Source organism: Pectobacterium colocasium, assembly GCF_020181655.1.
Taxonomy (GTDB): domain Bacteria; phylum Pseudomonadota; class Gammaproteobacteria; order Enterobacterales; family Enterobacteriaceae; genus Pectobacterium; species Pectobacterium colocasium.
On record NZ_CP084032.1, the window covers coordinates 2,926,908 to 2,952,346 of the forward strand.

Genomic DNA, 25,439 nt, shown 5'->3' on the forward strand with positions numbered 1-25,439 from the left:
CTCCATGCTGTCAACAAAACAGAATAAGGAAGGAAAATTAGATGCGGCGAGCCTGCCAGTAAGCCCGTTTCCAGTACACGTTATCCAAAGACGAACGGATTACGCCCTGGCTGGTGGAGGCATGAATAAACTGGTCGTCTTTGTCATAAATACCGACGTGCAACCCACTGCTGCCGCTGCCCGTTTTGAAAAAGACCAAATCACCCGGTAACAGATTATCGCGGTCAACGCGCTCGCCCAGTTCGGTTTGTTCTTCCGTGGTGCGCGGCAACTGCATGCCGAACTTATCGCGAAACGTCAGATAGACGAAACCGGAACAATCGACGCCGTTACGATCCAGTCCGCCATAGCGGTAAGGCGTTCTGTACCATTGCCCAAGTTGATCGTTTAGCTGCACCATCACCATGATCGAATCGCTCAGGCGCGCATTCGGCGGCGGATTATTATGCCGGCTACTGCTACAGCCGACTAAAATCAGGCTGGCGAGGATCAAAGCATGTCGTAAACGTATCATCGCGATTACCATAAAACCGCCGAGGCCATAGGCCTCTAGCGTTTGAAAATGCTAGGTATTGGATTAATTTAGCGTTTAATCGGGGTAACTGGCAAGTAAAGGCGATTTTTCCTATTTTCTGACGACGCCGATTTTCTCGCATCAGCCGTCAGGCGCTGCGCGTGATGATCCAATTTCTACCATCAACCACGTGCCGCTGGAACGCGACACCGAATACGGGAGACAGCACCTCCGGCAGCATGACTTCAGCCGTCTCGCCCTGTGCCACCACAGCGCCAGCCGACAGCAGCCATACGCGATCCGCATGGTGAGCGCTATGGTTCAGATCGTGGGCGCAAACCACGACCGCAATCCCTAAACGGCAGAGTTCGTTCAATAGCACATCCAGTGCCGCCTGCTGCGCCACATCGAGGCTATTAGTCGGTTCATCAAGCAGCAGTAAACACGCATTCGGATTGAGGGTCGGCCAAATCTGCAACAGCGCCGCCACCAGCCGAACGCGCTGCCACTCGCCTCCCGACAGCTGCGTGAGCGGGCGCGCCAGCTTATCGGTTAACATCAGGCGTTCTGCCAGCAAATGCACCACCTTTTCGACCGCGTTTTCCTGAGCCAGCGGCGGTTGATGCAACTGCCAATACTGAAACACCGGCATCAGCGCCAGAGGAGGTTGCTGCTGTGCCAGATAGGCGCGTCGTACGGCTAAATCCGCCGCCGTATACTGCGACAGCGGCGTGCCAGCCAGATCGATCTCGCCTTCCCCCGCCAGCAGGCCTGCCGCTCTTGCCAGCAGGGTACTCTTCCCTGCCCCGTTCGGGCCAATGATATGCAGCAACTCACCGCGACGACACGCCGCCGTTGTCGGCGACAAACGTGGCGAGACGCCAGCCTGCCGCAGCTGTAATACCGGGGAAGTCTGCCGCGTCAATTATTTTGCCAGCGCATCGTCGATCGCTTTCACGATAGTGTCATGATCAGGTGCCATATCCGGTGCAAAACGATCAATCACACACCCTTCGCGATCCACCAGGAATTTTTCGAAATTCCACAGGATATCTTCCGGGTTCTTAGGCTTACGACCTTTATTCACCAAACGCGCAAAAAAGTCACTTTTCCAGGTTCCGTTGGCTTCCGGCTGTTCACGAATCAGGCGCTGATACAGCGGATGACGGTTCTCGCCATTCACTTCAATCTTGCTGAACATCGGGAACTGAACGCCAAACGTCCCACGGCAGAATGCCTGAATCTCTTCTTCTGAGCCCGGTTCCTGCCCGGCAAACTCATTGGAAGGGAATCCCAACACAACCAGACCTTTGTCACGATAGGTCTCATAGAGTTTTTCCAACGCGTCGTATTGCTTAGTCAGGCCGCATTGCGATGCGACGTTAACAACTAAAGCCACCTGCCCTTTAAACGCCTCAAACGTTGTCGCTTTCCCGTCGATAGTGGTCAGCGGAATAGCATAGATTTCAGTGCTCATCGTTTTGCTCCCTTTAATGATCAATAAGAATGGATAAAACAGGACCTATCGCTACAGCCGATTACGTAATAACAACCAGATAAACCATGGCGATCCCAGCGTAGCGGTAACCACGCCGATCGGCAACTCGGCTGAACTCAGCGCTACGCGCGCGACCGTATCCGCCAGCAGCAGAACACCACCGCCAGCCAACGCACAGCCAGTTAATAAATAACGCTGATCGGTCAACCGGCACAGCCGCAACATGTGTGGGATCACCAAGCCAATAAACGCGATGATGCCAGCCAGCGCCACGCTCAGCCCAACTTGTACGCCCATAACCAGTACAAGAATCGTACGCCAGCGATAGACCGGAATGCCCAACTGACGCGCCTGAATCTCACCCAACGTCAACCCGTTCAGCACGGCTCCCTGACGGCTCAACCACAGCAACAGCGGCAAGAGCGCCAACATCAGCCAGCCGTGCCGCCAGTCAATGCCGCTGAAGCCCCCCATAATCCAGTACATCAACTGGCGTAAATCAAGACTAGTACTGAAATAGACGGCCCAGGTCATCACCGCGCTACAGATAATCCCGAGCGCAATGCCAATGAGTAATAAACGAGTGTTGGAAATATGACGGCGGGCAAAATGGAGCAACAGAAAGGTAATCAGCAGCGCACCTGCAATCGCGCTCAGGCTTAACGTCCAGACGGGCAGCAATCCCTGTCCCAGCAGTACCGCCAGCACTAAGGCTACGCCTGCGCCGTTCGCGACGCCCAGCAGCCCTGGTTCCGCCAATGGGTTATCAAAAACCGCCTGCATCACGGTGCCTGACATCGCCAGACTGGCGCCCACCAGCATTACAGCCAGCGTTCTGGGCAAACGCAGTTGCCAGACAAAGAGTTGCTGAGCGTCATCCAGCCAGGCCGTCGGCCAAATCCAGCGTTCTCCGGCGCACAGACTGACGGCCAGCGTAAGCGCAAGAAACGCCAACAGCAGTACCAGACTCCGACGATCGCGTCTGTACTGCTGTTGTTTTAGCTGACTGTAGTGAGGCAACGGCGTCGCGTGCTTTAGCGGGGTATCACCCGGCGATAATGGCTGCATTGTTCACCGTAACAAGGAATCCAGCGCAATAAAAAAGCGCAATTAAGATAACGTTCTGTCACGTATGTTAAACGATTTCGCCTGCCTTACACGCTTTTTCCTTGTTACCGCTACACGGCCAAAAGGAATACGGCCACTACTTCGTGCTGCATACCGCAATATAATTAAGCTGGTTCCGATTGCGGCGGAAGGTATGGAACATGTTGAAGAACATGCCTCGGTTTTCTTTCTTCAGCGCATTTTTTACGATACGTGCCGCGCCAACCAGCCCTTCATCATAAATCAGCCCCTGTGGCGTCAGCAGCGTCATAGCACCGTTATCGTAGCTGACCTTGCTAAAACCACATTCCTGAAACAGCGTCACCCAGCGCTCACGCAGCATCGGCTGCGCATGCACGTTGATCGCTTTATGCATCTGTTCCACCGCCTGTAATGCGCCGGTATCCTTCTCGGAGAGCAGCATAATATCGTGGGTAATCAGGCGGCCACCCGGTTTCAGCACGCGATAATATTCGGCAATGATGCGGCTTTTGGCCTTGTCAGCATACATCGTCAGCATGGCTTCATTAATCACTACGTCAAAGTGATTATCGGGAAACGGCAGCTCCAGCGCATTCGCCTGCATAATCGTGACCTGCGATGCCAGGCCGTTTGCCGCGACATTTTCCTGCGCCTTCTCTAACGCTGCTTTATCCATATCCGCGCCGATAACCTGACAGCCAAAACGGCGCGCGATTTCCATCGCCGTCGTACCCATATTGCAAGCGACCTCCAGCACTACGCTGTCCTGCTGGAACCCGGCCTGACTGAGCAGCCACTCGGTTGCTTTCCTACCGCCGGGGCGCAGACGTTTTTTCCCCAACCGGGCTAAAAATTTATGCCCTGCTTCATGATCGCTCATACTGTCACTCCTTAATTCAGTGGGGTAATCGACTCATGCAAAGCCAGCGCCTGTACCATAGGAAGGGTGCTTTCTTTCATGGAAACGCTCCGCTATTTTCGATTCAGCGCGTCGTGATTTTGCTTGCCGAATCCATGCAAGTGATTATTATTTTCATTTACTAGCTTGATGGTAATACCCCTCTCTGGGAGGACAAATGACATTTGTCAAAAAGGCGCTATCGCCCGATGAATACGGCGAGGTGCTGTTTCAGCATGACTGGATGCGCGGTGAATCCAGCGATGTGGTGTGCGAATTATTGGCAAAAAGCGAGCGTCTGTTTTTCCGGCAAGATGACATCCTGTTTCGCGAAGGCGACAAAATGCAGCACTGTTTGCTGGTTGAAACGGGAAAGTTGCAGGCTTTTCGCCATACCTATGGCGGCGATGAGAAGATTTTCGGCCAGTTTGAACGCGGAGAATTTGTCGCCATCGCGGCGGTGTTTATGGAGCACGGCCGCTTCCCGATGAATATCCGCGCGCTGAGCGACGGCCATACGCTGATGATTCCACGGCAGGATATTCACCAGTTCTGTTTACAGCGCCCGGAGTTGGCGCTGCGTTTACTCAACTATCTGGGTAAGAAACTCTACTCGACGATCAACCAAATCGACTGGCTGACGTCCAGCTCCGCGCCACAGCGTCTGGCAGATTATCTGCTGCGGCAGCACCATATTCAGCAAACTCAGCAACTGACATTACCGGTGAGCCGAGGGCAACTTGCGACTTCATTAGGGATGCGCGGTGAGACATTGAGCCGATTGATGTCCGACTGGAAGCGACAAGGCCACATTACCTATCGGGGCCATCAGGTGGAATTGTGCAACCTGCATTATCTAAAAGAGCTGGCGGCAGAAGCCAGACGGACGTTCTAATCGATCTAACCCTTTGTCGACTCAGGCATAACGAGTGAATAGAACAATTTTGGATATACATTTTGACAATTGTCATTCCCGCCTTACCGGATAATCAACTACGCTTAGCTTACATTGATGAGAACAACTCTCATTAAGGAAAGTATCTCATTAATACCGTGATGGGATACCGAGGGGGTAACGCTATGCTAGGCTTTTTCCGACGAACCTTATCTTTTCATGGAACACGGCCACATCATGGAACATCATCACGCCATGACAGCCAACAGCCGCAGGCGGATTCGCCGACAGAAACTGCGGCGCATACGCGCTGTAGCGAGAGTGAATATTGTTTCTTTAACCATACCGCCATGTTGCCGTTCGATCAGCTTGACGAATGCTGCTGCGGCAACGATAGGAAAGAGAAAACGCCGTCCTCATACGATTCATGACGTTTTCACTTTTTGCTGACGTTTAAAACGTGATGCATTGACCACGCGTCAGCCAGGCCGCGACGAACTCAGGCACGACGGTACTGGCGGGGCCGTAGATTTTTTCATCAAACTGGCTTTCTACCTGGCTGGGTTCCAGATTCAGTTCCAGCGTGTAGGCACCGTGCGAATGCGCCTCATGGACAAAGCCAGCAGCGGGATACACATGCCCCGATGTGCCAATCGCAATAAAATAATCTGCCTGCGACAGCGCATGGTAAATTTTGTCCATGTGCAGCGGCATTTCACCAAACCACACCACATGAGGACGTAAAGGCGCGGGAAACTGACAGCAGTGGCAACGTTCACCGACGGCAAGATCGTCCGTCCACTCAAAAATCTGCCCGCTTTGGCTACAGCGTATTTTCAGCAGCTCACCGTGCATATGAATGACGCGCTGGCTACCGGCACGTTCATGCAGGTTATCGATGTTTTGCGTAATCAGCAGGAAGTTATCTTCCAGCATCGCTTCCAGATTCGCCAATGCCAGATGCGCGGCATTCGGCACAATTTCCGGCTGCTGTAGTTGACGGCGACGGGCGTTATAAAATGCCTGCACCAGCTCAGGGTTACGCTGAAAACCTTCAGGCGTCGCGACATCTTCAACGCGATGTTCTTCCCATAGGCCATCGGCCGCACGAAAGGTACGAATGCCCGACTCCGCTGAAATACCTGCCCCCGTCAGTACCACCACACGCGGTTTTTTCACTTCGCTTGCCGCCAGATAATCACGATGGAAAATACGCGCACGAAGACGCTGTTGCCGCATACGCTTTCCCTTATGAAAACGCCCTAATCGTTGACGCGTATACATACTTTCTCCAGCTAGTTATCCATTAAGTGTAGCAACGCCGCGCCACGTACGCCGCCCGCATCACCGTGACGCGCTTTCTCTATGCGTGGCAGTTTCGCAATCGGTAAAAGTCGTGCAGGAAGACGCGTTGGTAGAATTTGATAAATTTCATCAAAATTCGACAAACCGCCGCCCAGCACCAGCAAATGCGGATCGAACAGGGTCAACAGATTACCCAGACAGGCCGCCAATAAATCCATAAAGCGATCGACAAACTCCAGCGCTTTTTCCTCGCCGCCACGATAGTGTCGAATGATGGTCACGGCTGGCAGGGCTTCGCCATACAGATGTTCGTACAGCCACTCAAAACCGCGCCCGGAAATATAATTCTCAATACAGCCAAATTGCCCGCAGCCGCACTTCACGCGGGGAATGTCGGCACCGATGATATCCAACGCATCGGACGGCAGGCGGATATGGCCAAACTCACCGGCAATGCCGTTGCGCCCTTCAACCGGACGCCCGTTAATTACCAGACCGCCCCCCAACCCCGTGCCCAGAATCATCCCCAACACGACAGGATACGAACGAAACTCCGCGTCCCAGGCTTCAGACAGTACAAAACAGTTGGCATCGTTGCTGAGGCGAACATCCCGCTGCAAACGCTGTGACAAATCCGTACGTAACGGCTTCCCCATCGCCGCAGGCAGGTTAGCGGTAAATAGCGTCCCTTCCCGCCCAGTCTGTACCCCCGGTACGCCGATACCGACCTTTCCTTGTACTCCGGTTTGTGCATCCGCTTCATGAACCAGATCAACCAGCGTGGTGAGCAACTCATCATAATGATTGCGTGGGGTCGGCACCCGCTTTTGCCACACGTTGTTCAGCGCCGCATCGAACACGCCCAGCTCAATTTTCGTGCCGCCCATGTCAAAACCGTAGTACATGACTGCTCCTTAGGGTGTGATCGCGTCTCACACGATAGGGACTATCCCCGTCATCTCTCAAGCCGCATGTGCGTTGGCTTGGCTTACTGTCCGCTCAGCACGCGGGCAGGGTCAATCCGGCTGGCGCGCCGTGCCGGATACCAACTGGCAATCAGGCTCAACACCAGTGAGGTTCCTAATACGATAAAGACATCCATCAGGTGCAATTCCGACGGCAGAAAATCAATAAAATAGATATCACCAGACAGCAGTTTATGGCCAATAAGTGCTTCAATACCATGAATAATCGGGGTGAGTTGCAAGGTTGCGATCACACCGATCACCGCCCCAATCACGCTGCCCAGCAGCCCAGCCAATAACCCGTACCATACAAAGATAGACCGAATCAGCCCGTCTGACGCCCCCAGCGTACGCAGGACGGCGATATCGCTGCTTTTGTCCTTCACCGCCATCACCAGCGTTGAAACAATATTAAAACAGGCCACACCAATCACCAGGATCATCGCCAGATACATGATAGTTCTCACCATCTGGATGTCTCGGTACATATAACCATAGGTGCCAATCCAACTGCGAATAGTGACATAGGCCTTTGTGACCATGCCCGCATCGCGCACCAGTTTATTGGCAGAAAAAACATCCTTAGCCTTGATCGCGATACCCGTTACGCTCTGTCCCATATCCAGATACTGCTGGGCATCGGCAAGCGGAATCAGCGCCAGACCGTGATCGAGCTGGCCGCTCAGTTGTAAAATGCCACTGACGTGCAGCCGGATACGTTTAGGCTGCATCAGCTTCATTTCCGGATCGCTGTTCGGGATCATCACCGTAACCCAATCCCCTTCAGCCACATTCAGCGCCTTTGCCACGCCTTGCCCAATAATGACCTGCTGTTCGCCCGCGCGGAACCGCTGCCAGGCATCATTAAGCACATAGTTGGGCAACGCGCTAAGACGTTTCTCCTGCTGCGGATCGACGCCTTTTACCTGAACCGCCTGAAGTTTGGCACCGTTCTCCAACAGCCCGGTGAAATTGATATAAGGCGCCGCGGCTGCCACGCCGGGCACCTGCTCTATTTTCGGCAGCATGTCCTGCCAGCCGTCAAAAGGCTGATTGACCGGTGCGATCTCACCGTGCGGCACCACGGCAAGAACGCGGTTATTCAGTTCACGCTCAAAGCCATTCATTGCGCTCAGGCCAAGAATCAGCACCGCGACGCCGAGGGCGATCCCCAGCGTCGAAATGACCGAAATCAGCGAAACCATGCCGCCACGCCGACGGCCACGGCTAAAGCGCAGGCCAATCAGCAACGAGAGCGGAGTAAATGTCATTGCCGCGCCCCCATCAGGGTCAGTTCCTGCTGCAACTGACCGTCGCGCATTTCCAGTTGGCGATTCAGTCGGCTAGCCAGTTGCAGATCGTGTGTCACCACCAGAAAAGCGGTGCCCTGCCGGACGTTCAGCTCTCCCAGTAGTTCAAAAATAGTATCCGCCGTGCGCTGATCGAGGTTACCCGTTGGTTCGTCCGCCAGCACCAGCGACGGGCTGTTAACCAGCGCTCTGGCGATGGCGACACGCTGCCGCTCACCGCCGGACAGCTCAGACGAACGGTGGTGGCTGCGCGCTTCCAGCCCGACAGCCGCCAGCATTTCGCGTGCTTTATCCTGCGCCTGCGATGTTGGCACTTTGCCAATCAGCAGCGGCATTGCGACGTTTTCCAACGCGGTAAAATCGGGTAGCAGGTGATGAAACTGATAAATGAAGCCCAGCTCGCGATTGCGCAAATCGGCTTTTGCCGCTGCCGAGAGCGTACCTAGCGGCTGACCTTTGAAGATGACTTCGCCTGACGTTGGCGTATCCAACCCGCCCAACATATGCAGTAGCGTACTTTTACCCGACCCCGAGCTCCCAACGATCGCCATCATCTCCCCGCACCCCATCTCGAAAGAGACATCGCGCAACACATCGGTAGACAGGTTGCCGTCCTGATAGCGCTTGGACAGGTTATTACACTGCAATAACGGTAAATCACTCATAACGTAAAGCCTCAGCGGGTTGAACGGCGGCAGCGCGCCATGACGGGTAAAGTGTCGATAAGAGGGCAATCACCATCGCGGAAATGGCGATAGTCACCACCTGCGCGGGGTCAATATCCACTGGCAACGCGGCACCATCCAGCAATACGCCCAATATTGGCATCAGCGTATTCAGTTGGCTGACCAATAGCGTTCCCAGCAATGCCCCTAACAACGCGCCAATCACGCCAGCGCTGCCCCCCTGCACCATAAACACCGCCATAATCTGGCGTTGAGTCAGCCCCTGCGTTTGCAAAATGGCGACTTCACCCTGTTTTTCCATCACCAGTAAACCCAGCGAGGTAATAATATTGAAAGCGGCCACCGCCACGATCAGGCTGAGCAACAGCCCCATCATGTTTTTCTCCATACGCACGGCCTGAAAGAGTTCGCCTTTACGTTCGCGCCAGTCTTTCCAGACCGTGCCTTCCGGCAGCGTTTGCGTGCTCAGCGTATCAACCGACAGCGGCTTTTCCAGCCACAGACGCCAGCCGGTAATGTCGTTCGCCGGGTAGCGCATCAAGCGAGAGGCATCCTGCTGGTTCACCAGCAGTTGGTAGCTATCCACTTCGCTGTTCGCGGCAAAGGTGCCAGCAACGGTGAAGATACGCTGGCTGGGAATACGCCCCATCGGCGTCAGTTGGCTGGCGCTCGTCACCATCATGCGAATCTGATCGCCCGCTTTGACCCCCAGTTGTTCGGCCAGTTTCTCGCCCAAAATGGCCTGATATTGACCGGATTGCAGTTGCTGCTGTTTGACATTAACCAGATAACGCGACAGCGGTTCCTGCTCGTCAGGATCAATCCCTAACATCACGCCTACGGCGACGCTACGGGCGCTTTGCAGCACCACATCACCCGTCGTCAACGGCGCAATGCGCGTCACGCCTTCCAGCGAGTCTAAGGAGGAAGCAGGAATCAACGCCGGGTTCAGCGAACCTTGCGGCGTAGTGATGACCGCCTGAGGCATCACGCCCAGAATATTGCCCTCCAGTTCGCGCTCGAAGCCATTCATCACGGAAAGCACGGTGACCAGCGCCATCACGCCCAGCGTGATACCAATGGCGGATAACCAGGAGACAAACCGGCCGAAGCGGTCTGATGCGCGCCCACGCATGTAGCGTAGGCCAATAAATAAAGCGACAGGTTGATACATGAAATCCGTCTGGATAAGGTTGCCAAAGCAAAGTGATCAAGGATAATAAAGGGTAGTACTGCTTTATGGAACCCTAACACCCTCACTCTACGGCTTTTTCTTATTCCTGGCCGGATGCAGGGAGGCGAGACCCGATAATCAGATGATGCCTGAAAATTACCGTTATTCGCTGCCATCAAAAGCCGGTGAGCAGCGCCTGCTGGGCCAGTTAACCGGCGCTGCCTGCGCCGTTGAATGTGCAGAAATTATTGAACGCCACGCTGGGCTGGTGGTACTTATCGCCCCTGATATGCAAAACGCCCTGCGCTTACGCGATGAGATTCAGCAATTTACCGACCAGCACGTCACTACGCTACCTGACTGGGAAACGCTGCCCTACGATAGTTTTTCTCCGCATCAGGAAATTATTTCGACCCGCCTTTCCACCCTGTACCAACTTCCCAACATGACACGCGGCGTTCTGATACTGCCGGTCAACACGCTGATGCAGCGCGTTTGTCCGCACAGTTTCCTGCACGGCCATGCGCTGGTGTTGAAAAAAGGCCAGCGTCTTTCGCGCGATAAGCTGCGTTCACAGTTGGAGCAGGCGGGCTACCGCAGTGTCGATCAGGTCATGGAACACGGTGAATATGCCACGCGCGGCGCACTGCTGGATCTGTTCCCCATGGGGAGCGAAGAGCCCTACCGTATTGATTTCTTTGATGATGAGATCGACAGCCTGCGTCTGTTCGATGTGGATACACAGCGCACGCTGAATGAAGTGCCGCACATTAATCTGCTGCCTGCCCACGAGTTCCCGACGGATAAAGCCGCCATCGAGCTTTTTCGCAGCCAGTGGCGCGAACAGTTTGAGGTACGGCGCGACGCCGAGCACCTTTACCAACAGGTCAGCAAAGGCGTCTGGCCCGCGGGGATCGAATACTGGCAGCCGTTATTCTTTGGCGAACCGCTGCCGTCGCTGTTCAGCTACTTCCCGGACAATACGCTGATCGTCAATACCGGCAATATCGAACAGAGCGCCGAGCGCTTCTGGCTGGATATTCAGCAGCGTTTTGAAAGCCGCCGTGTCGATCCCATGCGTCCGCTGCTGCCGTCAGACTCACTCTGGTTACGAGTAGATGGCCTGTTCACGGAGCTGAAAGCGTGGCCGCGCGTGCAGTTGAGAACTGATACGCTGCCGGAAAAAGCCGCCAACGTGAATCTTGCCTATCTGCCGCTGCCGGAACTGGCGATTCAGCATCAGCAAAAATCCCCGTTAGATGCGCTGCGCCGCTTTATCGAACAGTCCGACGGTCAGGTCATTTTCTCCGTTGAGAGTGAAGGCCGTCGCGAAACGCTCCAGGAACTGCTGGCACGCATCAAACTGAACCCTACGCTCATCAGCACGTTGGAGCAGGCGCAGGAGCGTGGCACTTACCTGATCATCGGCGCCAGTGAGCACGGTTTTATCGACACGCTGCGCCAGCGGGCCTTAATCTGCGAAAGCGATCTGCTGGGCGAACGCGTCAGCCGCCGCCGTCAGGATAATCGCCGCACGATCAATACCGATACGCTGATCCGCAATCTGGCGGAGCTGCGGCCGGGGCAACCCGTTGTCCATCTCGAACATGGCGTTGGCCGCTATGCCGGGTTGACCACGTTGGAAGCCGGTGGCATCAAAGCCGAATACCTGATTTTGACCTATTCGGGCGAGGACAAGCTGTATGTCCCCGTTTCCTCACTGCATTTGATCAGCCGCTACGCAGGCGGTGCCGATGAGAATGCGCCGCTGCATAAACTGGGTGGCGATGCGTGGTCGCGCGCACGGCAAAAAGCAGCAGAAAGAGTGCGCGATGTCGCCGCCGAACTGTTGGATGTTTATGCGCAACGCGCGGCGAAAAGCGGTTTTGCCTTTAAGCATGATAAAACGCAATATCAGCTTTTCTGCGAAAGTTTCCCCTTCGAGACCACGCCCGATCAGGCGCAGGCTATCAACGCCGTGTTGAGCGATATGTGCCAGCCGCTGGCGATGGACCGTCTGGTGTGTGGCGATGTCGGCTTTGGTAAAACCGAAGTGGCAATGCGCGCCGCGTTTCTGGCGGTTGAAAACCATAAGCAGGTTGCCGTTCTGGTACCGACAACGCTGTTGGCTCAGCAGCATTTTGACAACTTCCGCGATCGCTTTGCCAACTGGCCGGTAAAGATTGAAATGATCTCCCGCTTCCGTAGCGCCCGTGAGCAAACTCAGGTGCTGGAAGAAACGCAGGAAGGCAAAGTCGATATTCTGATCGGTACCCATAAGCTATTGCAGAGCGACGTGCGCTGGCGCGACTTAGGGCTGCTGATTGTGGACGAAGAACACCGCTTTGGCGTGCGTCACAAAGAACGTATCAAAGCAATGCGGGCGAATGTCGATATCCTGACGCTCACCGCCACGCCAATTCCGCGTACGCTCAACATGGCGATGAGCGGGATGCGCGATCTGTCAATTATCGCCACGCCCCCTGCCCGTCGTTTGGCGGTGAAAACGTTCGTGCGCGAATATGACAATCTGGTGGTGCGCGAAGCCATCCTGCGTGAAATTCTACGCGGAGGTCAGGTGTATTACCTTTATAACGATGTCGAAAATATTGAGAAAGCCACCCAGCGACTGGCGGAGCTGGTGCCGGAAGCGCGCATCGCTATCGGCCACGGTCAGATGCGTGAACGCGAGCTGGAGCGAGTCATGAACGACTTCCACCATCAGCGTTTTAACGTGCTGGTGTGTACCACCATCATCGAAACCGGGATCGACATCCCGAGCGCCAACACCATCATCATCGAGCGTGCCGACCATTTCGGTCTGGCACAGTTGCACCAGTTGCGCGGTCGCGTCGGACGTTCCCACCATCAGGCTTATGCCTATCTGCTGACGCCAAACCCCAAAGCGATGAGCACCGATGCGCAGAAACGTCTGGAAGCGATCGCCTCACTGGAAGACCTCGGTGCCGGTTTTGCACTGGCCACGCACGATCTGGAAATCCGTGGCGCAGGCGAACTGCTCGGAGAAGACCAGAGCGGGCAGATGACCAGCGTCGGTTTCTCACTGTATATGGAACTACTGGAAAGCGCCGTCGATGCGCTGAAAGCAGGCCGGGAGCCGTCGCTGGAAGATTTGATCAACAGCCAGACCGACGTCGAATTACGGTTGCCTGCCCTGCTGCCCGACGATTTCATTCCCGACGTCAATACGCGGCTGTCGCTGTACAAACGTATTGCCAGCGCGAAAACCGCCGACGAACTGGATGAATTGAAGGTCGAACTGATCGATCGTTTCGGTCTCCTTCCCGATGCCAGCCGCTATCTGTTGCAGATTGCCGCCCTGCGCCAGCAGGCACAGGCGCTGGGTATTCGCCGTATTGAAGGCAATGAGAAAGGTGGATTTATCGAATTCAGTGAGCAAAATCGCGTTGATCCGTCTCACCTCATCGGTCTGTTACAGCGCGATCCGGGCACCTACCGCCTTGATGGCCCAACTCGCCTGAAATTCATGAAGGATTTGAGCGATCGCCCAAAACGCATTGAATTCATCGGTTCGCTGCTGGGAAATATGGCGCAGCATACGCTGGCGGCGTAAGCCGTTTTCACGATAAAAACGGGAACCTACGGGTTCCCGCCTCGTCAGCAAACATATCTCTTTCACTTCATCCGCCTTTACAAGCACCGCCGTAACGCAGTAAAGTCGCCACCTTTTTTTATGGCCTGCCATCCTTGGTGGCCACCCTTCTGGGCCGTCGCAGGTGCGACGTTAAAAATTTCTCCCGAAAATTTTTTATGGCATGGGGCACGACGATGTTTATCGGTTTTGACTACGGCACGGCGAACTGTTCCGTGGCAGTGATGGATTCAGGTACACCACGGCTCCTGTCGCTGGAAAAGGATTCGCCTTATCTTTCCTCTCTGCTGTGCGCACCTGTGCGTGAAGCCGTCAGCGAGTGGTTATGGCGGCACCATCAGGTCAACGCAGAGGGCGAGAACGCGCTGCTGCTCAAGCGCGCCATCAGCTACAACCGCGAAGAAGATATTCGCGTGCAGCCTGATAGCGTGAAGTTCGGGCGCGAGGCGTTACGCCACTATATGGATGACCCGGAAGAGACCTGGTTCGTTAAATCGCCGAAGTCCTTCCTCGGGGCTGTCGGCCTGAAAGCGCAGCAGATTGCACTGTTTGAAGATCTGGTTTGCGCCATGATGCTGCATATCCGCACGCAGGCAGAAAGCCAGCTTGACCAGCCTATTCGTCAGGCCGTGATCGGTCGTCCGATTAACTTCCAGAGTATCGGCGGGGAAGAAGCTAACCAGCAGGCGCAAGGGATTTTAGATCGCGCGGCACATCGCGCCGGATTTGAAGACGTTGTCTTTCAGTTTGAACCCGTCGCTGCCGGACTGGATTTTGAATCGACATTGACGAAAGAAACACGCGTGCTGGTCGTGGATATCGGCGGCGGAACCACCGACTGCTCCATGCTGCTTATGGGGCCAGAGTGGCATAAGCAGCAAGAACGCGCACAAAGTCTGTTAGGGCACAGCGGCTGCCGCGTCGGCGGTAACGATCTAGACATCATGCTGGCGTTCAAACAGCTGATGCCGCTGCTTGGCATGAATAGCGAGACAGAAAAAGGCATCGCCCTGCCGATCATGACCTGGTGGAATGCCGTTGCGATTAACGATATTCCGGCACAAAAAGAGTTTCATAGCCCCGCCAGCCGCACATTAATCAATGAAATGATCCGCGATGCACGCCAGCCTGAGCAGGTAAAAAGACTGCTGACGGTATGGCAACAGCGCCTGAGCTACCGTCTGATTCAGGTGGCGGAAGAGAGCAAAATTGCGCTGTCCAATCAAGCGGAAACGGCAGCCGATTTACACTTTATCGAATCGGGTCTGGCGACACGCATTCATGCGGATGAGCTCAACGTCGCAATCGATAATCCTCTGAGCCGCATTCAGCAGCAGGTAACGCTGGCGTTAGAAACCAGCCAAACTCGCCCGGAAGTGATCTACCTGACTGGCGGTAGCGCCCGCTCTCCTCTGCTGCGTCAGGCTATTCAACAACTGCTTCCAGATATTCCTATCGCCAGCGGCAACGACTTTGGTTCCGTTACCGCCGGTCTGGCGCGCTGGGCAGAGATCATTTTTCGTGGCTAAGCCAGAGAAAAGTTGTGCTTCATAAGGTAACGATGTCACCGATTATCGTGGCGTGATCAACAGCCCACGCAGTAATAACTCCAGCGCGGCAAGGCCTTGTGCCAGCCGCGCATTACCATCCTCTCCGTCCGCAATCCAGAACGCTGCTTCAGCGAGACTGCCGTAAATTAACGATGCCAACGCCTGTGGATCGGCTTCAGCCACTACGCCCTGCCGGATAAGGTTATCGATCAGCCGCTGCATCGACTCAACGCAATGACGCTGTGAATCTGGCGAGGCACCGCCCAGAATTGCACGCGCATCGCGCAATACAATCCGCTGAATCTCCGGTTCCAGCGCCATTTCCAGATAGGCGCGGCAACGACGCCGAAAACCGTCCCAGGCATCCTCAGCGGTGTCGGAAATGACTTGCAGTCGTTCATCCATTTCGGCATCGATCTGTTCCACCACCGCCGCCAACAGCCCTTTCTTGTCACCAAAATGGTGATAAAGCGCCCCACGGGTCAGGCTCGCCTGCGCGGTGAGATCGTCCATTGAGGTATCAGCATAGCCGCGTTCGCTGAAGACCTTACGGGCGGTCGCCAGCAGCGTAGCGCGGGTTTCTTCCATTTCAGCACGGGTACGACGAACCATCGCCACTCCTTTACATACACAACGTATGATTATTTACATTCACTTCGTATGAATATATGTTTTTATTCATACGCCATGTATGTATTTTCGCTGTGCCGCGAGGAAGTGGCAAGCGGATTCACTTTGGAGAACGAGATGGTTAACCCGTATCGAGAACTTTTTGCTGCACCCGGAACGAAAGGCTTTGCGCTGACTGGCCTGTTAGCGCGGATGCCGTTGCCCATGACAGGCATCGGCATTATCACCCTGTTATCGCAACTGCGCGGCAGCTATGCACTGGCTGGTGCCGTCTCTGCTACCTTCGTACTGACCTACGCGCTACTGTCACCACAGATCTCCCGCCTCGTCGATCGCAACGGGCAGAGCCGTGTGCTGCCCATCGGCACCACCGTCAGTGCGATCGGCATGCTGATTCTGCTTGTGAGTTCTTGGTTACAGGCCCCTGAGTGGACTTTATTCATTGGCGCCTTGCTGGCTGGTTTCATGCCCAGCCTATCGGCGATGGTACAAGCACGCTGGACAACGATCTATCGGGGAGACACCCGTTTGCAGACGGCTTACTCGCTGGAAACCGTGCTCGATGAAGTCACTTTTATCGCCGGTCCGCCGCTGGCTGTCGGGCTGTCCGTCGCGGTGTTTCCTCAGGCTGGCCTGCTGGCAGCCGCGCTCTTGCTGGCGATTGGCGTGTTTACGCTGGTGGTACAACGCAGCACCGAGCCACCCGTAGAAGTGCCACACACCAGTACCGACCATTCCGGTTCAGTGCTCAAACAGGCAAACATACGCCTGTTGACACTGTTGATGATCGCAATGGGCACATCGTGGGCACCGTAGATATCGTCAGCGTTGCTTTCGCTACGCAGCATGGTCAGCCAGCAGCGGCCAGTCTGATCTTGTCGGCGTATGCCGTAGGTTCCTGTCTGGCTGGGCTGCTGTTCGGCGCACTCAAGCTGCGAACCGCCCTGCACCGCCTGCTGTTGCTGGGCGGGCTGGCAACGACAATCACCACGCGGCCTCTGTTGGTCGCTGGCAGCATTCCCACGCTGGCAATGGCCGTCCTGATCGCCGGGCTGATTCTGACGCTGTTACTGGTAGCCGGACACTTCATGGCCTTTACCTTCGTCCGGCCGCTGCTGCTATCGATATCAGGATTCGATGCGCGATGGATTGGCGCATTGCTATTCGCCTATGGCATGGCAGGCATCGTCGGTAATTTTTTGGCGGGCCTCATCGCGGCACGGCGCACGGTGCTGGCCTTGATGGCTATCGCGCTGGGGCTGCTGTTGACCCCAATACTGTTTCTGACCATCGGTGGCTCACACAGTGGCGGCGTCGTGACGCTGCTGATCTGGGGACTGGCCTACGGCGGCGTGTCCGTCGGGCTGATGACATGGATGATGAAGGCTGCGCCGCGCGCTGTGGAGATCGCCGCCGCGCTGTATGTTGGCATTTTCAATGTTGGCATCGCGCTCGGATCATGGATGGGAGGTCAGGTCGTGGATAGCGCAGGACTACTCACAACGCTTTGGCTGACTGGTGGGTGCGCCACAGTCGCCTTACTGTTATCCCTGAGCATGACGCAGGTCGGGCACAGCACGATCGATTCATGAAAAAAACCGCGAGCACCTTCTTCAGGTGGCTCGCGGTTTTTAGAGATGGTGTCAGCGCAAAAATGTGGACGTCAGGGCAAATTAGCTCTGCTGATTCAGGATTAATTGACCATTCCTGTCCACTGGAATTTGTGTGCCCGGATCGCGATCCATGCGGATTTTGCCCTGCTGGTCGCCGATTTTATAGGTGACATCATAGCCTAAAACTTTTTGTGATTTGTCGTACACCGTCTGGCAACGCTGTTGCTGTGACGTATACGTATCATTTTCCTGCATGCCGCTTTGTACACGGTTACCCGCATAGCCACCAGCCAACGCGCCCGCGACCGTCGCGATATCTTTACCACGCCCGCCACCAATCTGGTGACCCAAAACACCACCAGCCACCGCACCCAGAACCGAACCGGCGATCTGGTGTTCATCCTGTACCGGACGACGATGCGTAACCGTCACGTTACGGCACTCCTGACGAGGTGTTTTTACCGTTTCTTTGATTGGTGTTGCCGTTAGCACCTGTGCAAACTGAGGTTTAGAGGAGAACACATCCATACTCGCCACCGCCGCCACACCCAATGCCGCAGCCACACCAATACCTACACCCGCTAACATTGATTTGTTCACAGGATACCTCCCGAATCTATTCTCACGCATTCCCCATCTGCAATTCCGCCGTAAGATTTGCTTTACGCCAACTCGCGTTTAACGCGATGAATCCGATGGTTCCTTCTGAATACCCGCATTCAGAATTTTCGGCGTGCGTGCTACGCCATCTGTAAACAGTGGAAAGTCTGCACAATGTTTCACACTCTCGCAATAAGACTAATTAACCAAAAGTGTCAGTTTCGTAACACAAAAGCACCATTTGGGAATTATCTTAACTGGAATTGGTAACAGGACGATATTTTATACTGTTATGACGGTGACGTAGCCGGAGGAGTGATGAATAACATTACGCACAGAATGCTGTAAATATGGGCAGATTAATGAAAGCGACGGGTATGGCGCAAGGATAACGAGCCGATGATAAAAAAGAATACGGGCGTGAAATCGCGTCCACGCCCGTATCAGAAAGCTGTCAGCCGCGGTGGATTAATGCAGCTTCAGGCGCGGGCGAATCACCCGGTTGATCCCACCGACCAACATCATCAAGCCCGTTTTCACATAGCCATGTAAAGCAACCTGATGCATACGATACAAGGAGATATAAACGAAACGTGCAATCCGCCCTTCTACCATCACAGAGCCACGCATCAGGTTCCCCATCAGGCTGCCAACCGTACTGAATTTAGACAGCGAGACCAGCGAACCGTGATCTTTATAGACGTAAGGTTTCAGTGTCTGTCCGTTCAGCAATGCGATGATGTTGCTGTGGCAACGTGACGCCATCTGGTGCGCCGCTTGCGCACGGGGTGGTACGAAGCCGCCGCCTTCCTGCGGACAGGAGGCACAGTCGCCGATAGCGAAAATGTTGGGATCGCGCGTCGTCTGTAGCGTCGGTTCAACCACTAACTGGTTAATCCGGTTCGTTTCCAGACCGGCAATCTCTTTCATCGCATCCGGTGCCTTGATACCTGCCGCCCAAACCATCAGGTCGGCTTCGATAAACTCACCGTCCTTCGTATTCAGACCGCCGCTTTCTGCGCTAGTCACCATGGTTTTCGTCAGCACTCGAACGCCAATATTATTCAACTCCTGATGTGCAGCCGCAGAAATGCGCGGCGGCAGCGCAGGTAAAATGCGTTCGCCGGCTTCCACCAGTGTGACATTCAGCGTTTGGTTATCCAGCCCGTCAAAGCCGTAGCTGTGCAGCTGTTTCACCGCGTTATGCAGTTCCGCAGACAGCTCAACGCCCGTCGCACCGCCGCCCACAATCGCGATATTCACCCGCTCTTTTTCGTCCTGATTCGCCGTGAATTTCAGGAACAAATTCAGCATTTCGTTATGGAAACGGCGGGCTTGTTTCGGGTTATCCAGGAAAATACAGTGCTCTTTCACACCCGGCGTACCGAAATCATTTGAGGCACTGCCTAACGCCACCACCAAAATGTCATACGGGATACGACGCGCTGCCACCAGCACCTCGCCTTGCTCGTCACACACTTCAGCCAGTTGGATCTGCTGCTGCTCGCGGTCGATATCCGTCAGCATGCCCAGTTGGAACTGAAAATAGTGATTACGGGCGTGCGCCAGATAGCTCAGCGCATCCATGTCGTCGTCCAGCGAGCCCGTTGCCACTTCATGCAGCAACGGTTTCCACAGGTGGCTGTGGTTACGATCCACCAGCGTGATTTCCGCTTTTTTCTTGCGTCCTAACTTGTGGCCCAAACTCGTTGCCAGTTCAAGTCCGCCAGCTCCCCCGCCGACAATGACAATTTTTTTGGTTGGTGATGTCAAAATGACCCCCTAAAAATGTGAACCAATGGTTAATAAAGAGTAAAAAACAATATCCTTATATAACATAGGGTTCGCGTAAGTTAAGCCTGATATCTGCAGCCAGAATAGCACGCTAGGTTATTTGGTCATACCAAAATTGATATATATCAATTTATTTTGTCACCCAGGTTTTTATCAGGAAAATTCCATCTTTATTTCAGTGAATTAGCGGAGGTCTGTGTGAAGAAAAAATGCTGAATCGTGCGCAAATGCGTCGCTATACGCACTAAGGAAAGTAAATAAATCGCGTGATTCCCCCTGACAGCCCCCAAAAGAGGGTATCAGAAGGAATAACTCGCGGCGGTTAACACATCATCGCTCGGACAGGCTTAACCCAGCGTTTTGAAGGCTTTGATCCGCTGCAAATGGGGGGAGATACTTTTGAATTTATGCGTCTGAATATCGTCCCAGACGATCTCATAATACGCTCCCAGCATCTGCGCGCTGCGCTGGCTATCAAGCATTTCATCATGACGGGAGAGCATCACCATGCAGCGATCGCGGTTCTTTTCACGAAAATTCGCCACGCACTTGGTGGCGATATCCACGTACTCTTCCGGGCGATCGATTTTCCCCCCCATGTTTTCCTGCGGAAACAGGTTAGGATTGACGATGACCTGTCGTATATCACACAGGAAACCAACCCGTTCAGCCCAGAAACCGCCCAACCCCACGCCGCAGATCAGCGGGCGATCGTCGTCAGAATGCTGAATCATCTTGTCCACCTGCTTTAGCAGGTGTTGCATGTCATGACGCGGATGCAGTGTGCTGTAGCTAATCAGCCTGACATCTTCATCAATAAATTGAAGTTGCAGAACCTTTTCATGGTTGCCGGGGCTGGTCGAGTCAAAACCGTGTAAATAGATAATCATCTTTCATCCTCACCACAGACTGGGTTGCCTATTTCTCGCCATTTTTATGCGCCTGCCAGCGCTCGCTGAGTAATGTGAGCGCCTGATTCGCCTGCTTCCAGCGTGGCGAATCCAGCAGTTCCCGACGAGAAAACGAACCCTGATGATATAGGCCCGTCAGTTGCTCCGCTTTGACCGGGGACAGGTTATCCAGCACGCTGACCGCGCCCGCCCGATGATTGCAGACCAGAATCATGTCACATCCTGCCTGCAATGCCGCCTGCGCCCGCTCGGGGTAACTCCCCATCACCGCCGCACCTTCCATCGAAAGGTCGTCAGAGAAAATGATGCCATCAAAACCCAGTTCGTCACGCAGCACCGTTTTGAGCCAGTATGGCGACCCACTGGCTGGACGCGGATCGGCCTCCGTGTAAATCACATGAGCAGGCATGATGGCATCCAACTGCTGGCGTTGAATCAGTTCTTTAAAAATCGACATGTCGTGTGCGCGAATTTCCGCAAGCGGACGCGGATCGCGCGGCGTTTCTTTATGTGAATCGGCGCTGACCGCACCGTGGCCGGGGAAGTGCTTGCCCGTGACCTTCATGCCTGCACTGTGCATACCGCGAATAAAGCTCTGCGCCACCGCCAACGCGATCTCCGGCTGTTCATGAAACGAACGTTCGCCAATCGCCGCGCTCTGGTGGCCGATATCCAGCACCGGTGCAAAGCTAATGTCGATATCCATTGCGATCATTTCTGCCGCCATCAGCCATCCGCCCTCTTCCGCCAGACGTTGCGCTTCTACCGCACTATTTAATGCCGCAAACGCCTGCGCAGCAGGCAGTCGAGTAAAGCCATCGCGAAAACGCTGAACGCGTCCGCCTTCCTGATCGACAGAGACAACAAGACGCTCGCGCGACGCCGCGCGGATTTGTCGCACTAGCTCACGCAACTGCGCCGCATCATGAAAATTACGGGTAAACAGGATAACGCCGCCAACCAGCGGGTGTTCCAATACTTCACGATCTTCCGCATCCAGCTCATAGCTGGCGACATCTAACATTACCGGACCCACAAAAACCTCATTCTTTAACATGTACTACTGAGTAAAATAACTACGATGACAAAAGCCACATCGTCAGCCTGTTTGTAACCGATGGCCTGATTGTAACCGATGATAAAGTGCGGGAATGTCCGCTAAAAATTCGGGATTCTTCGTTTGCTGCCAGCGTATCTCAAACCACATCAATACCAGATAATCGACCCAAGGGAACCACTGCGTCATCTGTTGCTGAAGTCGGCTCACGGAAACCCCTCGCCGATATCGTTGGTAGCTCTGTAGAAAATACGTTTGCGCCAGGCTTTCCATCTGGCTGGCTCGCACAATAAACGCCAGTTCAAAGGCAACATCGCCATCTGAGGCGTATTCCCAGTCAATCAGCATCGTTCCTTGTGGCGTAATCAGCAGGTTTTCCGCATGCACATCCAGATGGAGAGGCGCCAGCGCTAGAGGGGTGGGTAATGCCGCACGCTGAAAATAATGGTGGGCGCGCAACAGCGCGGGCGTACGGCGGTGCGGATCCATCAACTGCCAGTGTTGAGCGAATAGCATTTTAAGATCGAGGGGATAGCCGCTACGCGGCAGGCGATGAAGCTGAGACAGCGTCCGCGCCACTTCACCATTAGCCAGCATCATCAGGAATTCATCAGACGTGGCGACACGCCCCGGCACCCATTCGACAATGAGCCAGCCGTCGCGCCACAGTAGCGGCCGTGGCGCAAGCCCTATCGCGGACATCTGCCGCAGCAGGGCGAACTCTCGCTGGCGATCGACGCCCATTTTCCGCTCGGTTGGCGACTGCCGGCGCGCAAGCCATTCGATGCCCGGCCCACGGATGCGCCAGCTTTTACTACTCAACCCGCCAACCAGTTCAAAGCGAATATCCGCTATCTCTACAGCGGGGAAATGCTTCTGGATCGCCGCCGTCAGCTGTTGCTGGATACCTGCCTGCTTAATGCTGAACGGCGCCATTGCCTGACCACACAATTTCGCCGGTCTGCACCAGCATCAGTTGCATGTCGATCTGCGGCGATTTCACATCACCGCTGACGTCGCTGTACAGCACATACTGCGCGCTGACATAACGTGCCAGGCCAATCGCCTTGCTGCGCGATCCCAAGCTGTCGTCAACCGACAGACCAAGCGTTTGTTTCGCGGCGGCCAACTGCTCGCGCGGTACCAGCGTAAACGCCTTGCCTGAAGATAACGCGCTGTACAGCGCGCCTGTCGCTTTCGCGATCGGCAGGGAGCCGTTAGTGTTGTTTTTCACACTATCCACCAACAGTATGCTGCCCGGCGTGACACCATCAGCTTTCAGCATCTGCGCAACCAGCGGATTAATACTGGCTTCCCAGTTCAACGTCTGAATTTTCGGCGGTTGCGGTACCGATTCCCCCGGCGGCGGCGTTGGCGTGGTCGGCACTTGAGGCTCAACGGGTTCAATAGTCGCAGGCGGTTCAGTCGGTTCCGGTGGACGGCTGGGGCACCCTGTTAGTACCAATGCCGCCAGTATCACCCCTAGATACTTTTTCATATTCTCTCTCTCAGCACACCATTACAAAAACAGATGAAGACGGACCTGACGCGCAGTGGGACTGCTACGCGTTGAAAAAACCGTCATTTCCGTCTGTGGTGGGATTTCAATAGACTGCACGTCCTCAAACGGCAACACGTCCAGCCCGTTTTCATCATACCAATAGAAACGGTAATGCACGGTGACCGCGTGTGAAGCGTCGTTGCTGACAACGGAAGAAGCACGCAGCCGGCCATTTTCTGAATCCAGCGATGGATTCCCCGCCGTAATGCCCGCCGACAGCACGGGAGCATCTAATACCAGCGTTTGCCGTTCATTGATGGTCAGTACCTTTGGCGCGCTACAGCCCGCCACCAACCCGACCATCAAACATGCGGACAGAAAAAGCATCGAGTTACGCATGATGTTCTCGCGTGATTTTTTTTTCACATGATTGCCCAACCATGATCATCGAATCTAATTCGCCAGCAAAGGCCCGAGCGCGCGGCCACCAAGCAGATGCATGTGGATGTGATACACCTCCTGCCCGCCGTGTCGGTTGCAGTTAATTATCAGACGATAGCCGTCCTCTGCAATCCCTTCCTGCTGCGCAATCTTCGCCGCGACCGTCACCATACGTCCCAGTGCGGCTTCATGTTCTGGTGCCGTATCGTTAACGGTCGGGATCAAAACATTCGGGATAATAAGAACATGGGTTGGCGTGCGGGGCGCGATGTCGCGGAAGGCGGTGACCAGTTCATCCTGATAGACGATATCCGCAGGAATTTCCCGGCGAATAATTTTACTAAAGATGGTTTCTTCAGCCATGATAGATTTCCTTGTTAAAGCTGGCGTTAAACGAAGTCGTGTAGGCAGTATGAGTGACATATTCCATTTCTTTCAACCTTCTTCGTCTATTTCTGGTGCAGGTGGTCAAAATACGACACGTAGAAAAAACCTGCTTTAGTACCTAAAGACCCCACGGCCTGACGCATCTTTTATTGAACACCGTTTGTTACCGACAATAAAAAAGGGGCTTTCGCCTAATGCCGATCGTTTAAGGATTAGTTGAACGATCCAGCCGTTGGTGTAAAAAAGGTTCATGACATTCATGGACCTTTTTTTATGCAACTTTCTCAGGCTCTTGGCATTATCAATCTTACTGCGCCGGCACTCCGTTGAAGAAAAATACGCAATACGAAGTGATAAGCAAGCTGGGCAGGCAAGACAGACTGGTACGGATAAAGACATCGCCGCAGGCGCGTAAACAATGGGCGACGCTGCCGGAGAGCATCACAGCGCGGTTGTTAACGAAGACGATAGAGGGAAAAACGCGAGAGGTGCTGACGTCACTGACGGACCCGATGCGTTATCCGGCGGCGGAGGTGAACGCCCTTTACGCTCACCGATGGGAAATCGAGTTGGGATATCGCGAGGCGAAACAAGGCTTGCTGGGTAACAGGTGGCATTTACGGAGCAGACTGCCGGAAATGGTGAGGCAGGAGTTGTGGGGCGTGCTACTGACGTACAATCTGGTGCGTTATCAGATGGTGAAAATGGCGTTTACGCTGAAAGGAGATTACCTGCCGTATCAGTTGAGCTTCAGCGGCGCCCTGACGGAAATCTGGCGATTACTTATCGGTCTGCCGGGTTCATCACCGGGTGCGATACCAGGACATCTGAAGCATTTTTATGAGCAGGCAATCTATCTGGTATTGCCGTTACGAAGGGAGCGAAGTTACCCCCGAGAAATCAGGGGAAGACGAGCGAAATATCCGTTAAAAAACAATGCCGGTCACCTTAAGTGACCGGCATTAGGCTTTCGCCCCTTTTTACCAC

Annotated in this window: 22 protein-coding genes and 2 pseudogenes; 5 read left to right on the top strand and 19 right to left on the bottom strand. The window is 54.5% G+C overall.

Annotated elements, in window-relative coordinates; translation table 11 throughout:
- Positions 1-37 precede the first annotated feature (37 nt).
- From LCF41_RS13085 to LCF41_RS13105, 5 genes are all read right to left on the bottom strand, one after another.
- On the bottom strand, positions 38-514 hold the full coding sequence (locus LCF41_RS13085; protein WP_220467019.1) for an NlpC/P60 family protein: 477 nt from the start codon (positions 512-514) through the stop codon (positions 38-40).
- A gap of 148 nt (positions 515-662) precedes the next feature.
- Positions 663-1,439: a vitamin B12 ABC transporter ATP-binding protein BtuD gene (gene btuD / locus LCF41_RS13090; RefSeq protein ID WP_225084989.1), complete on the bottom strand. Its 777-nt coding sequence runs from the start codon at positions 1,437-1,439 to the stop codon at positions 663-665.
- Entirely contained in the window at positions 1,440-1,991 is a 552-nt protein-coding gene (locus LCF41_RS13095; protein ID WP_225084990.1) for a glutathione peroxidase, read from the bottom strand. It abuts the gene before it with no gap.
- Between the two features lie 51 nt (positions 1,992-2,042).
- On the bottom strand, positions 2,043-3,080 hold the full coding sequence (btuC, locus tag LCF41_RS13100) for a vitamin B12 ABC transporter permease BtuC (protein ID WP_225084991.1): 1,038 nt from the start codon (positions 3,078-3,080) through the stop codon (positions 2,043-2,045).
- A gap of 136 nt (positions 3,081-3,216) precedes the next feature.
- A complete protein-coding gene (locus LCF41_RS13105; RefSeq protein ID WP_225084992.1) occupies positions 3,217-3,981 on the bottom strand; it encodes a class I SAM-dependent methyltransferase in 765 nt (254 codons plus the stop codon).
- 196 nt (positions 3,982-4,177) lie between these two features.
- Between LCF41_RS13105 and LCF41_RS13110 the strand changes: the two genes are divergently transcribed.
- Complete coding sequence (locus LCF41_RS13110) at positions 4,178-4,894, top strand: Crp/Fnr family transcriptional regulator (RefSeq protein ID WP_225084993.1); 717 nt, start codon at positions 4,178-4,180, stop codon at positions 4,892-4,894.
- 453 nt (positions 4,895-5,347) lie between these two features.
- Here the strand turns inward: LCF41_RS13110 and cobB are convergent, their stop codons facing one another.
- From cobB to lolC, 5 genes are all read right to left on the bottom strand, one after another.
- Positions 5,348-6,178, bottom strand: coding sequence for a Sir2 family NAD+-dependent deacetylase (gene cobB / locus LCF41_RS13115; RefSeq protein WP_225084994.1), 831 nt, complete (start codon positions 6,176-6,178; stop codon positions 5,348-5,350).
- An 11-nt stretch (positions 6,179-6,189) separates the two neighbouring features.
- Complete coding sequence (nagK, locus tag LCF41_RS13120; protein ID WP_225084995.1) at positions 6,190-7,104, bottom strand: N-acetylglucosamine kinase; 915 nt, start codon at positions 7,102-7,104, stop codon at positions 6,190-6,192.
- A gap of 83 nt (positions 7,105-7,187) precedes the next feature.
- Positions 7,188-8,435 carry a lipoprotein-releasing ABC transporter permease subunit LolE gene (lolE, locus tag LCF41_RS13125; RefSeq protein WP_225084996.1) on the bottom strand — a complete coding sequence of 416 codons (1,248 nt, stop codon included), beginning with the start codon at positions 8,433-8,435 and terminating at the stop codon, positions 7,188-7,190.
- Positions 8,432-9,139: a lipoprotein-releasing ABC transporter ATP-binding protein LolD gene (gene lolD / locus LCF41_RS13130; protein ID WP_225084997.1), complete on the bottom strand. Its 708-nt coding sequence runs from the start codon at positions 9,137-9,139 to the stop codon at positions 8,432-8,434. Before lolD ends, lolE begins: the two co-directional genes overlap by 4 nt.
- A complete protein-coding gene (gene lolC, locus LCF41_RS13135; protein ID WP_225084998.1) occupies positions 9,132-10,334 on the bottom strand; it encodes a lipoprotein-releasing ABC transporter permease subunit LolC in 1,203 nt (400 codons plus the stop codon). The genes lolD and lolC overlap by 8 nt, the downstream gene beginning before the upstream one ends.
- 142 nt (positions 10,335-10,476) lie before the next feature.
- Here lolC and mfd point away from each other — a divergent pair, with 142 nt between their 5' ends.
- The gene (gene mfd, locus LCF41_RS13140; RefSeq protein ID WP_225084999.1) at positions 10,477-13,929 is read left to right on the top strand and encodes a transcription-repair coupling factor; all 3,453 of its coding nucleotides are present in this window, start codon (positions 10,477-10,479) and stop codon (positions 13,927-13,929) included.
- Between the two features lie 215 nt (positions 13,930-14,144).
- A complete protein-coding gene (gene yegD / locus LCF41_RS13145) occupies positions 14,145-15,497 on the top strand; it encodes a molecular chaperone (RefSeq protein ID WP_225088175.1) in 1,353 nt (450 codons plus the stop codon).
- 42 nt (positions 15,498-15,539) lie between these two features.
- On the opposite strand, the gene LCF41_RS13150 is transcribed toward yegD, so the two are convergent.
- Complete coding sequence (locus LCF41_RS13150) at positions 15,540-16,130, bottom strand: TetR/AcrR family transcriptional regulator (RefSeq protein WP_225085000.1); 591 nt, start codon at positions 16,128-16,130, stop codon at positions 15,540-15,542.
- 135 nt (positions 16,131-16,265) lie between these two features.
- Here LCF41_RS13150 and LCF41_RS13155 point away from each other — a divergent pair.
- Positions 16,266-17,740 (top strand): annotated as a pseudogene (locus LCF41_RS13155) (MFS transporter).
- 81 nt (positions 17,741-17,821) lie between these two features.
- Here LCF41_RS13155 and LCF41_RS13160 read toward each other — a convergent pair.
- The 8 genes from LCF41_RS13160 to hinT all read right to left on the bottom strand — a co-directional run bounded on the left by LCF41_RS13160 (position 17,822) and on the right by hinT (position 24,428).
- Positions 17,822-18,361, bottom strand: a complete 540-nt coding sequence (locus LCF41_RS13160) for a glycine zipper 2TM domain-containing protein (protein ID WP_225085001.1) — start codon at positions 18,359-18,361, stop codon at positions 17,822-17,824.
- 468 nt (positions 18,362-18,829) lie between these two features.
- Entirely contained in the window at positions 18,830-20,134 is a 1,305-nt protein-coding gene (locus tag LCF41_RS13165) for an NAD(P)/FAD-dependent oxidoreductase (protein ID WP_225085002.1), read from the bottom strand.
- Between the two features lie 368 nt (positions 20,135-20,502).
- The gene (ycfP, locus tag LCF41_RS13170; RefSeq protein ID WP_015840698.1) at positions 20,503-21,045 is read right to left on the bottom strand and encodes an alpha/beta hydrolase YcfP; all 543 of its coding nucleotides are present in this window, start codon (positions 21,043-21,045) and stop codon (positions 20,503-20,505) included.
- A gap of 28 nt (positions 21,046-21,073) precedes the next feature.
- Positions 21,074-22,102: a beta-N-acetylhexosaminidase gene (gene nagZ / locus LCF41_RS13175; RefSeq protein WP_225085003.1), complete on the bottom strand. Its 1,029-nt coding sequence runs from the start codon at positions 22,100-22,102 to the stop codon at positions 21,074-21,076.
- Positions 22,103-22,165: 63 nt separating this feature from the next.
- Positions 22,166-23,059 carry a thiamine kinase gene (gene thiK, locus LCF41_RS13180; RefSeq protein WP_225085004.1) on the bottom strand — a complete coding sequence of 298 codons (894 nt, stop codon included), beginning with the start codon at positions 23,057-23,059 and terminating at the stop codon, positions 22,166-22,168.
- Complete coding sequence (gene lpoB, locus LCF41_RS13185) at positions 23,040-23,621, bottom strand: penicillin-binding protein activator LpoB (RefSeq protein ID WP_205542789.1); 582 nt, start codon at positions 23,619-23,621, stop codon at positions 23,040-23,042. Before lpoB ends, thiK begins: the two co-directional genes overlap by 20 nt.
- Before the next feature lie 21 nt (positions 23,622-23,642).
- Positions 23,643-24,023, bottom strand: a complete 381-nt coding sequence (locus LCF41_RS13190) for a YcfL family putative periplasmic lipoprotein (RefSeq protein WP_347880997.1) — start codon at positions 24,021-24,023, stop codon at positions 23,643-23,645.
- A 54-nt stretch (positions 24,024-24,077) separates the two neighbouring features.
- Positions 24,078-24,428, bottom strand: a complete 351-nt coding sequence (hinT, locus tag LCF41_RS13195) for a purine nucleoside phosphoramidase (RefSeq protein WP_225085006.1) — start codon at positions 24,426-24,428, stop codon at positions 24,078-24,080.
- Positions 24,429-24,775: 347 nt separating this feature from the next.
- Here hinT and LCF41_RS13200 point away from each other — a divergent pair.
- Positions 24,776-25,408, top strand: a pseudogene (locus LCF41_RS13200) (transposase); the annotation flags it as partial.
- Positions 25,409-25,439: the final 31 nt, after the last annotated feature.

Bases quoted from the DNA above. Each gene is read 5' to 3' on its own strand.
- LCF41_RS13085 (WP_220467019.1), bottom strand. From the start codon at position 514: ATGATACGTTTACGACATGCTTTGATCCTCGCCAGCCTGATTTTAGTC.
- LCF41_RS13095 (WP_225084990.1), bottom strand. From the start codon at position 1,991: ATGAGCACTGAAATCTATGCTATTCCGCTGACCACTATCGACGGGAAA.
- btuC (WP_225084991.1), bottom strand. From the start codon at position 3,080: ATGCAGCCATTATCGCCGGGTGATACCCCGCTAAAGCACGCGACGCCG.
- LCF41_RS13105 (WP_225084992.1), bottom strand. From the start codon at position 3,981: ATGAGCGATCATGAAGCAGGGCATAAATTTTTAGCCCGGTTGGGGAAA.
- LCF41_RS13110 (WP_225084993.1), top strand. From the start codon at position 4,178: ATGACATTTGTCAAAAAGGCGCTATCGCCCGATGAATACGGCGAGGTG.
- cobB (WP_225084994.1), bottom strand. From the start codon at position 6,178: ATGTATACGCGTCAACGATTAGGGCGTTTTCATAAGGGAAAGCGTATG.
- nagK (WP_225084995.1), bottom strand. From the start codon at position 7,104: ATGTACTACGGTTTTGACATGGGCGGCACGAAAATTGAGCTGGGCGTG.
- lolE (WP_225084996.1), bottom strand. From the start codon at position 8,435: ATGACATTTACTCCGCTCTCGTTGCTGATTGGCCTGCGCTTTAGCCGT.
- lolD (WP_225084997.1), bottom strand. From the start codon at position 9,139: ATGAGTGATTTACCGTTATTGCAGTGTAATAACCTGTCCAAGCGCTAT.
- lolC (WP_225084998.1), bottom strand. From the start codon at position 10,334: ATGTATCAACCTGTCGCTTTATTTATTGGCCTACGCTACATGCGTGGG.
- mfd (WP_225084999.1), top strand. From the start codon at position 10,477: ATGATGCCTGAAAATTACCGTTATTCGCTGCCATCAAAAGCCGGTGAG.
- yegD (WP_225088175.1), top strand. From the start codon at position 14,145: ATGTTTATCGGTTTTGACTACGGCACGGCGAACTGTTCCGTGGCAGTG.
- LCF41_RS13150 (WP_225085000.1), bottom strand. From the start codon at position 16,130: ATGGTTCGTCGTACCCGTGCTGAAATGGAAGAAACCCGCGCTACGCTG.
- ycfP (WP_015840698.1), bottom strand. From the start codon at position 21,045: ATGATTATCTATTTACACGGTTTTGACTCGACCAGCCCCGGCAACCAT.
- thiK (WP_225085004.1), bottom strand. From the start codon at position 23,059: ATGGCGCCGTTCAGCATTAAGCAGGCAGGTATCCAGCAACAGCTGACG.
- lpoB (WP_205542789.1), bottom strand. From the start codon at position 23,621: ATGAAAAAGTATCTAGGGGTGATACTGGCGGCATTGGTACTAACAGGG.
- LCF41_RS13190 (WP_347880997.1), bottom strand. From the start codon at position 24,023: ATGCGTAACTCGATGCTTTTTCTGTCCGCATGTTTGATGGTCGGGTTG.
- hinT (WP_225085006.1), bottom strand. From the start codon at position 24,428: ATGGCTGAAGAAACCATCTTTAGTAAAATTATTCGCCGGGAAATTCCT.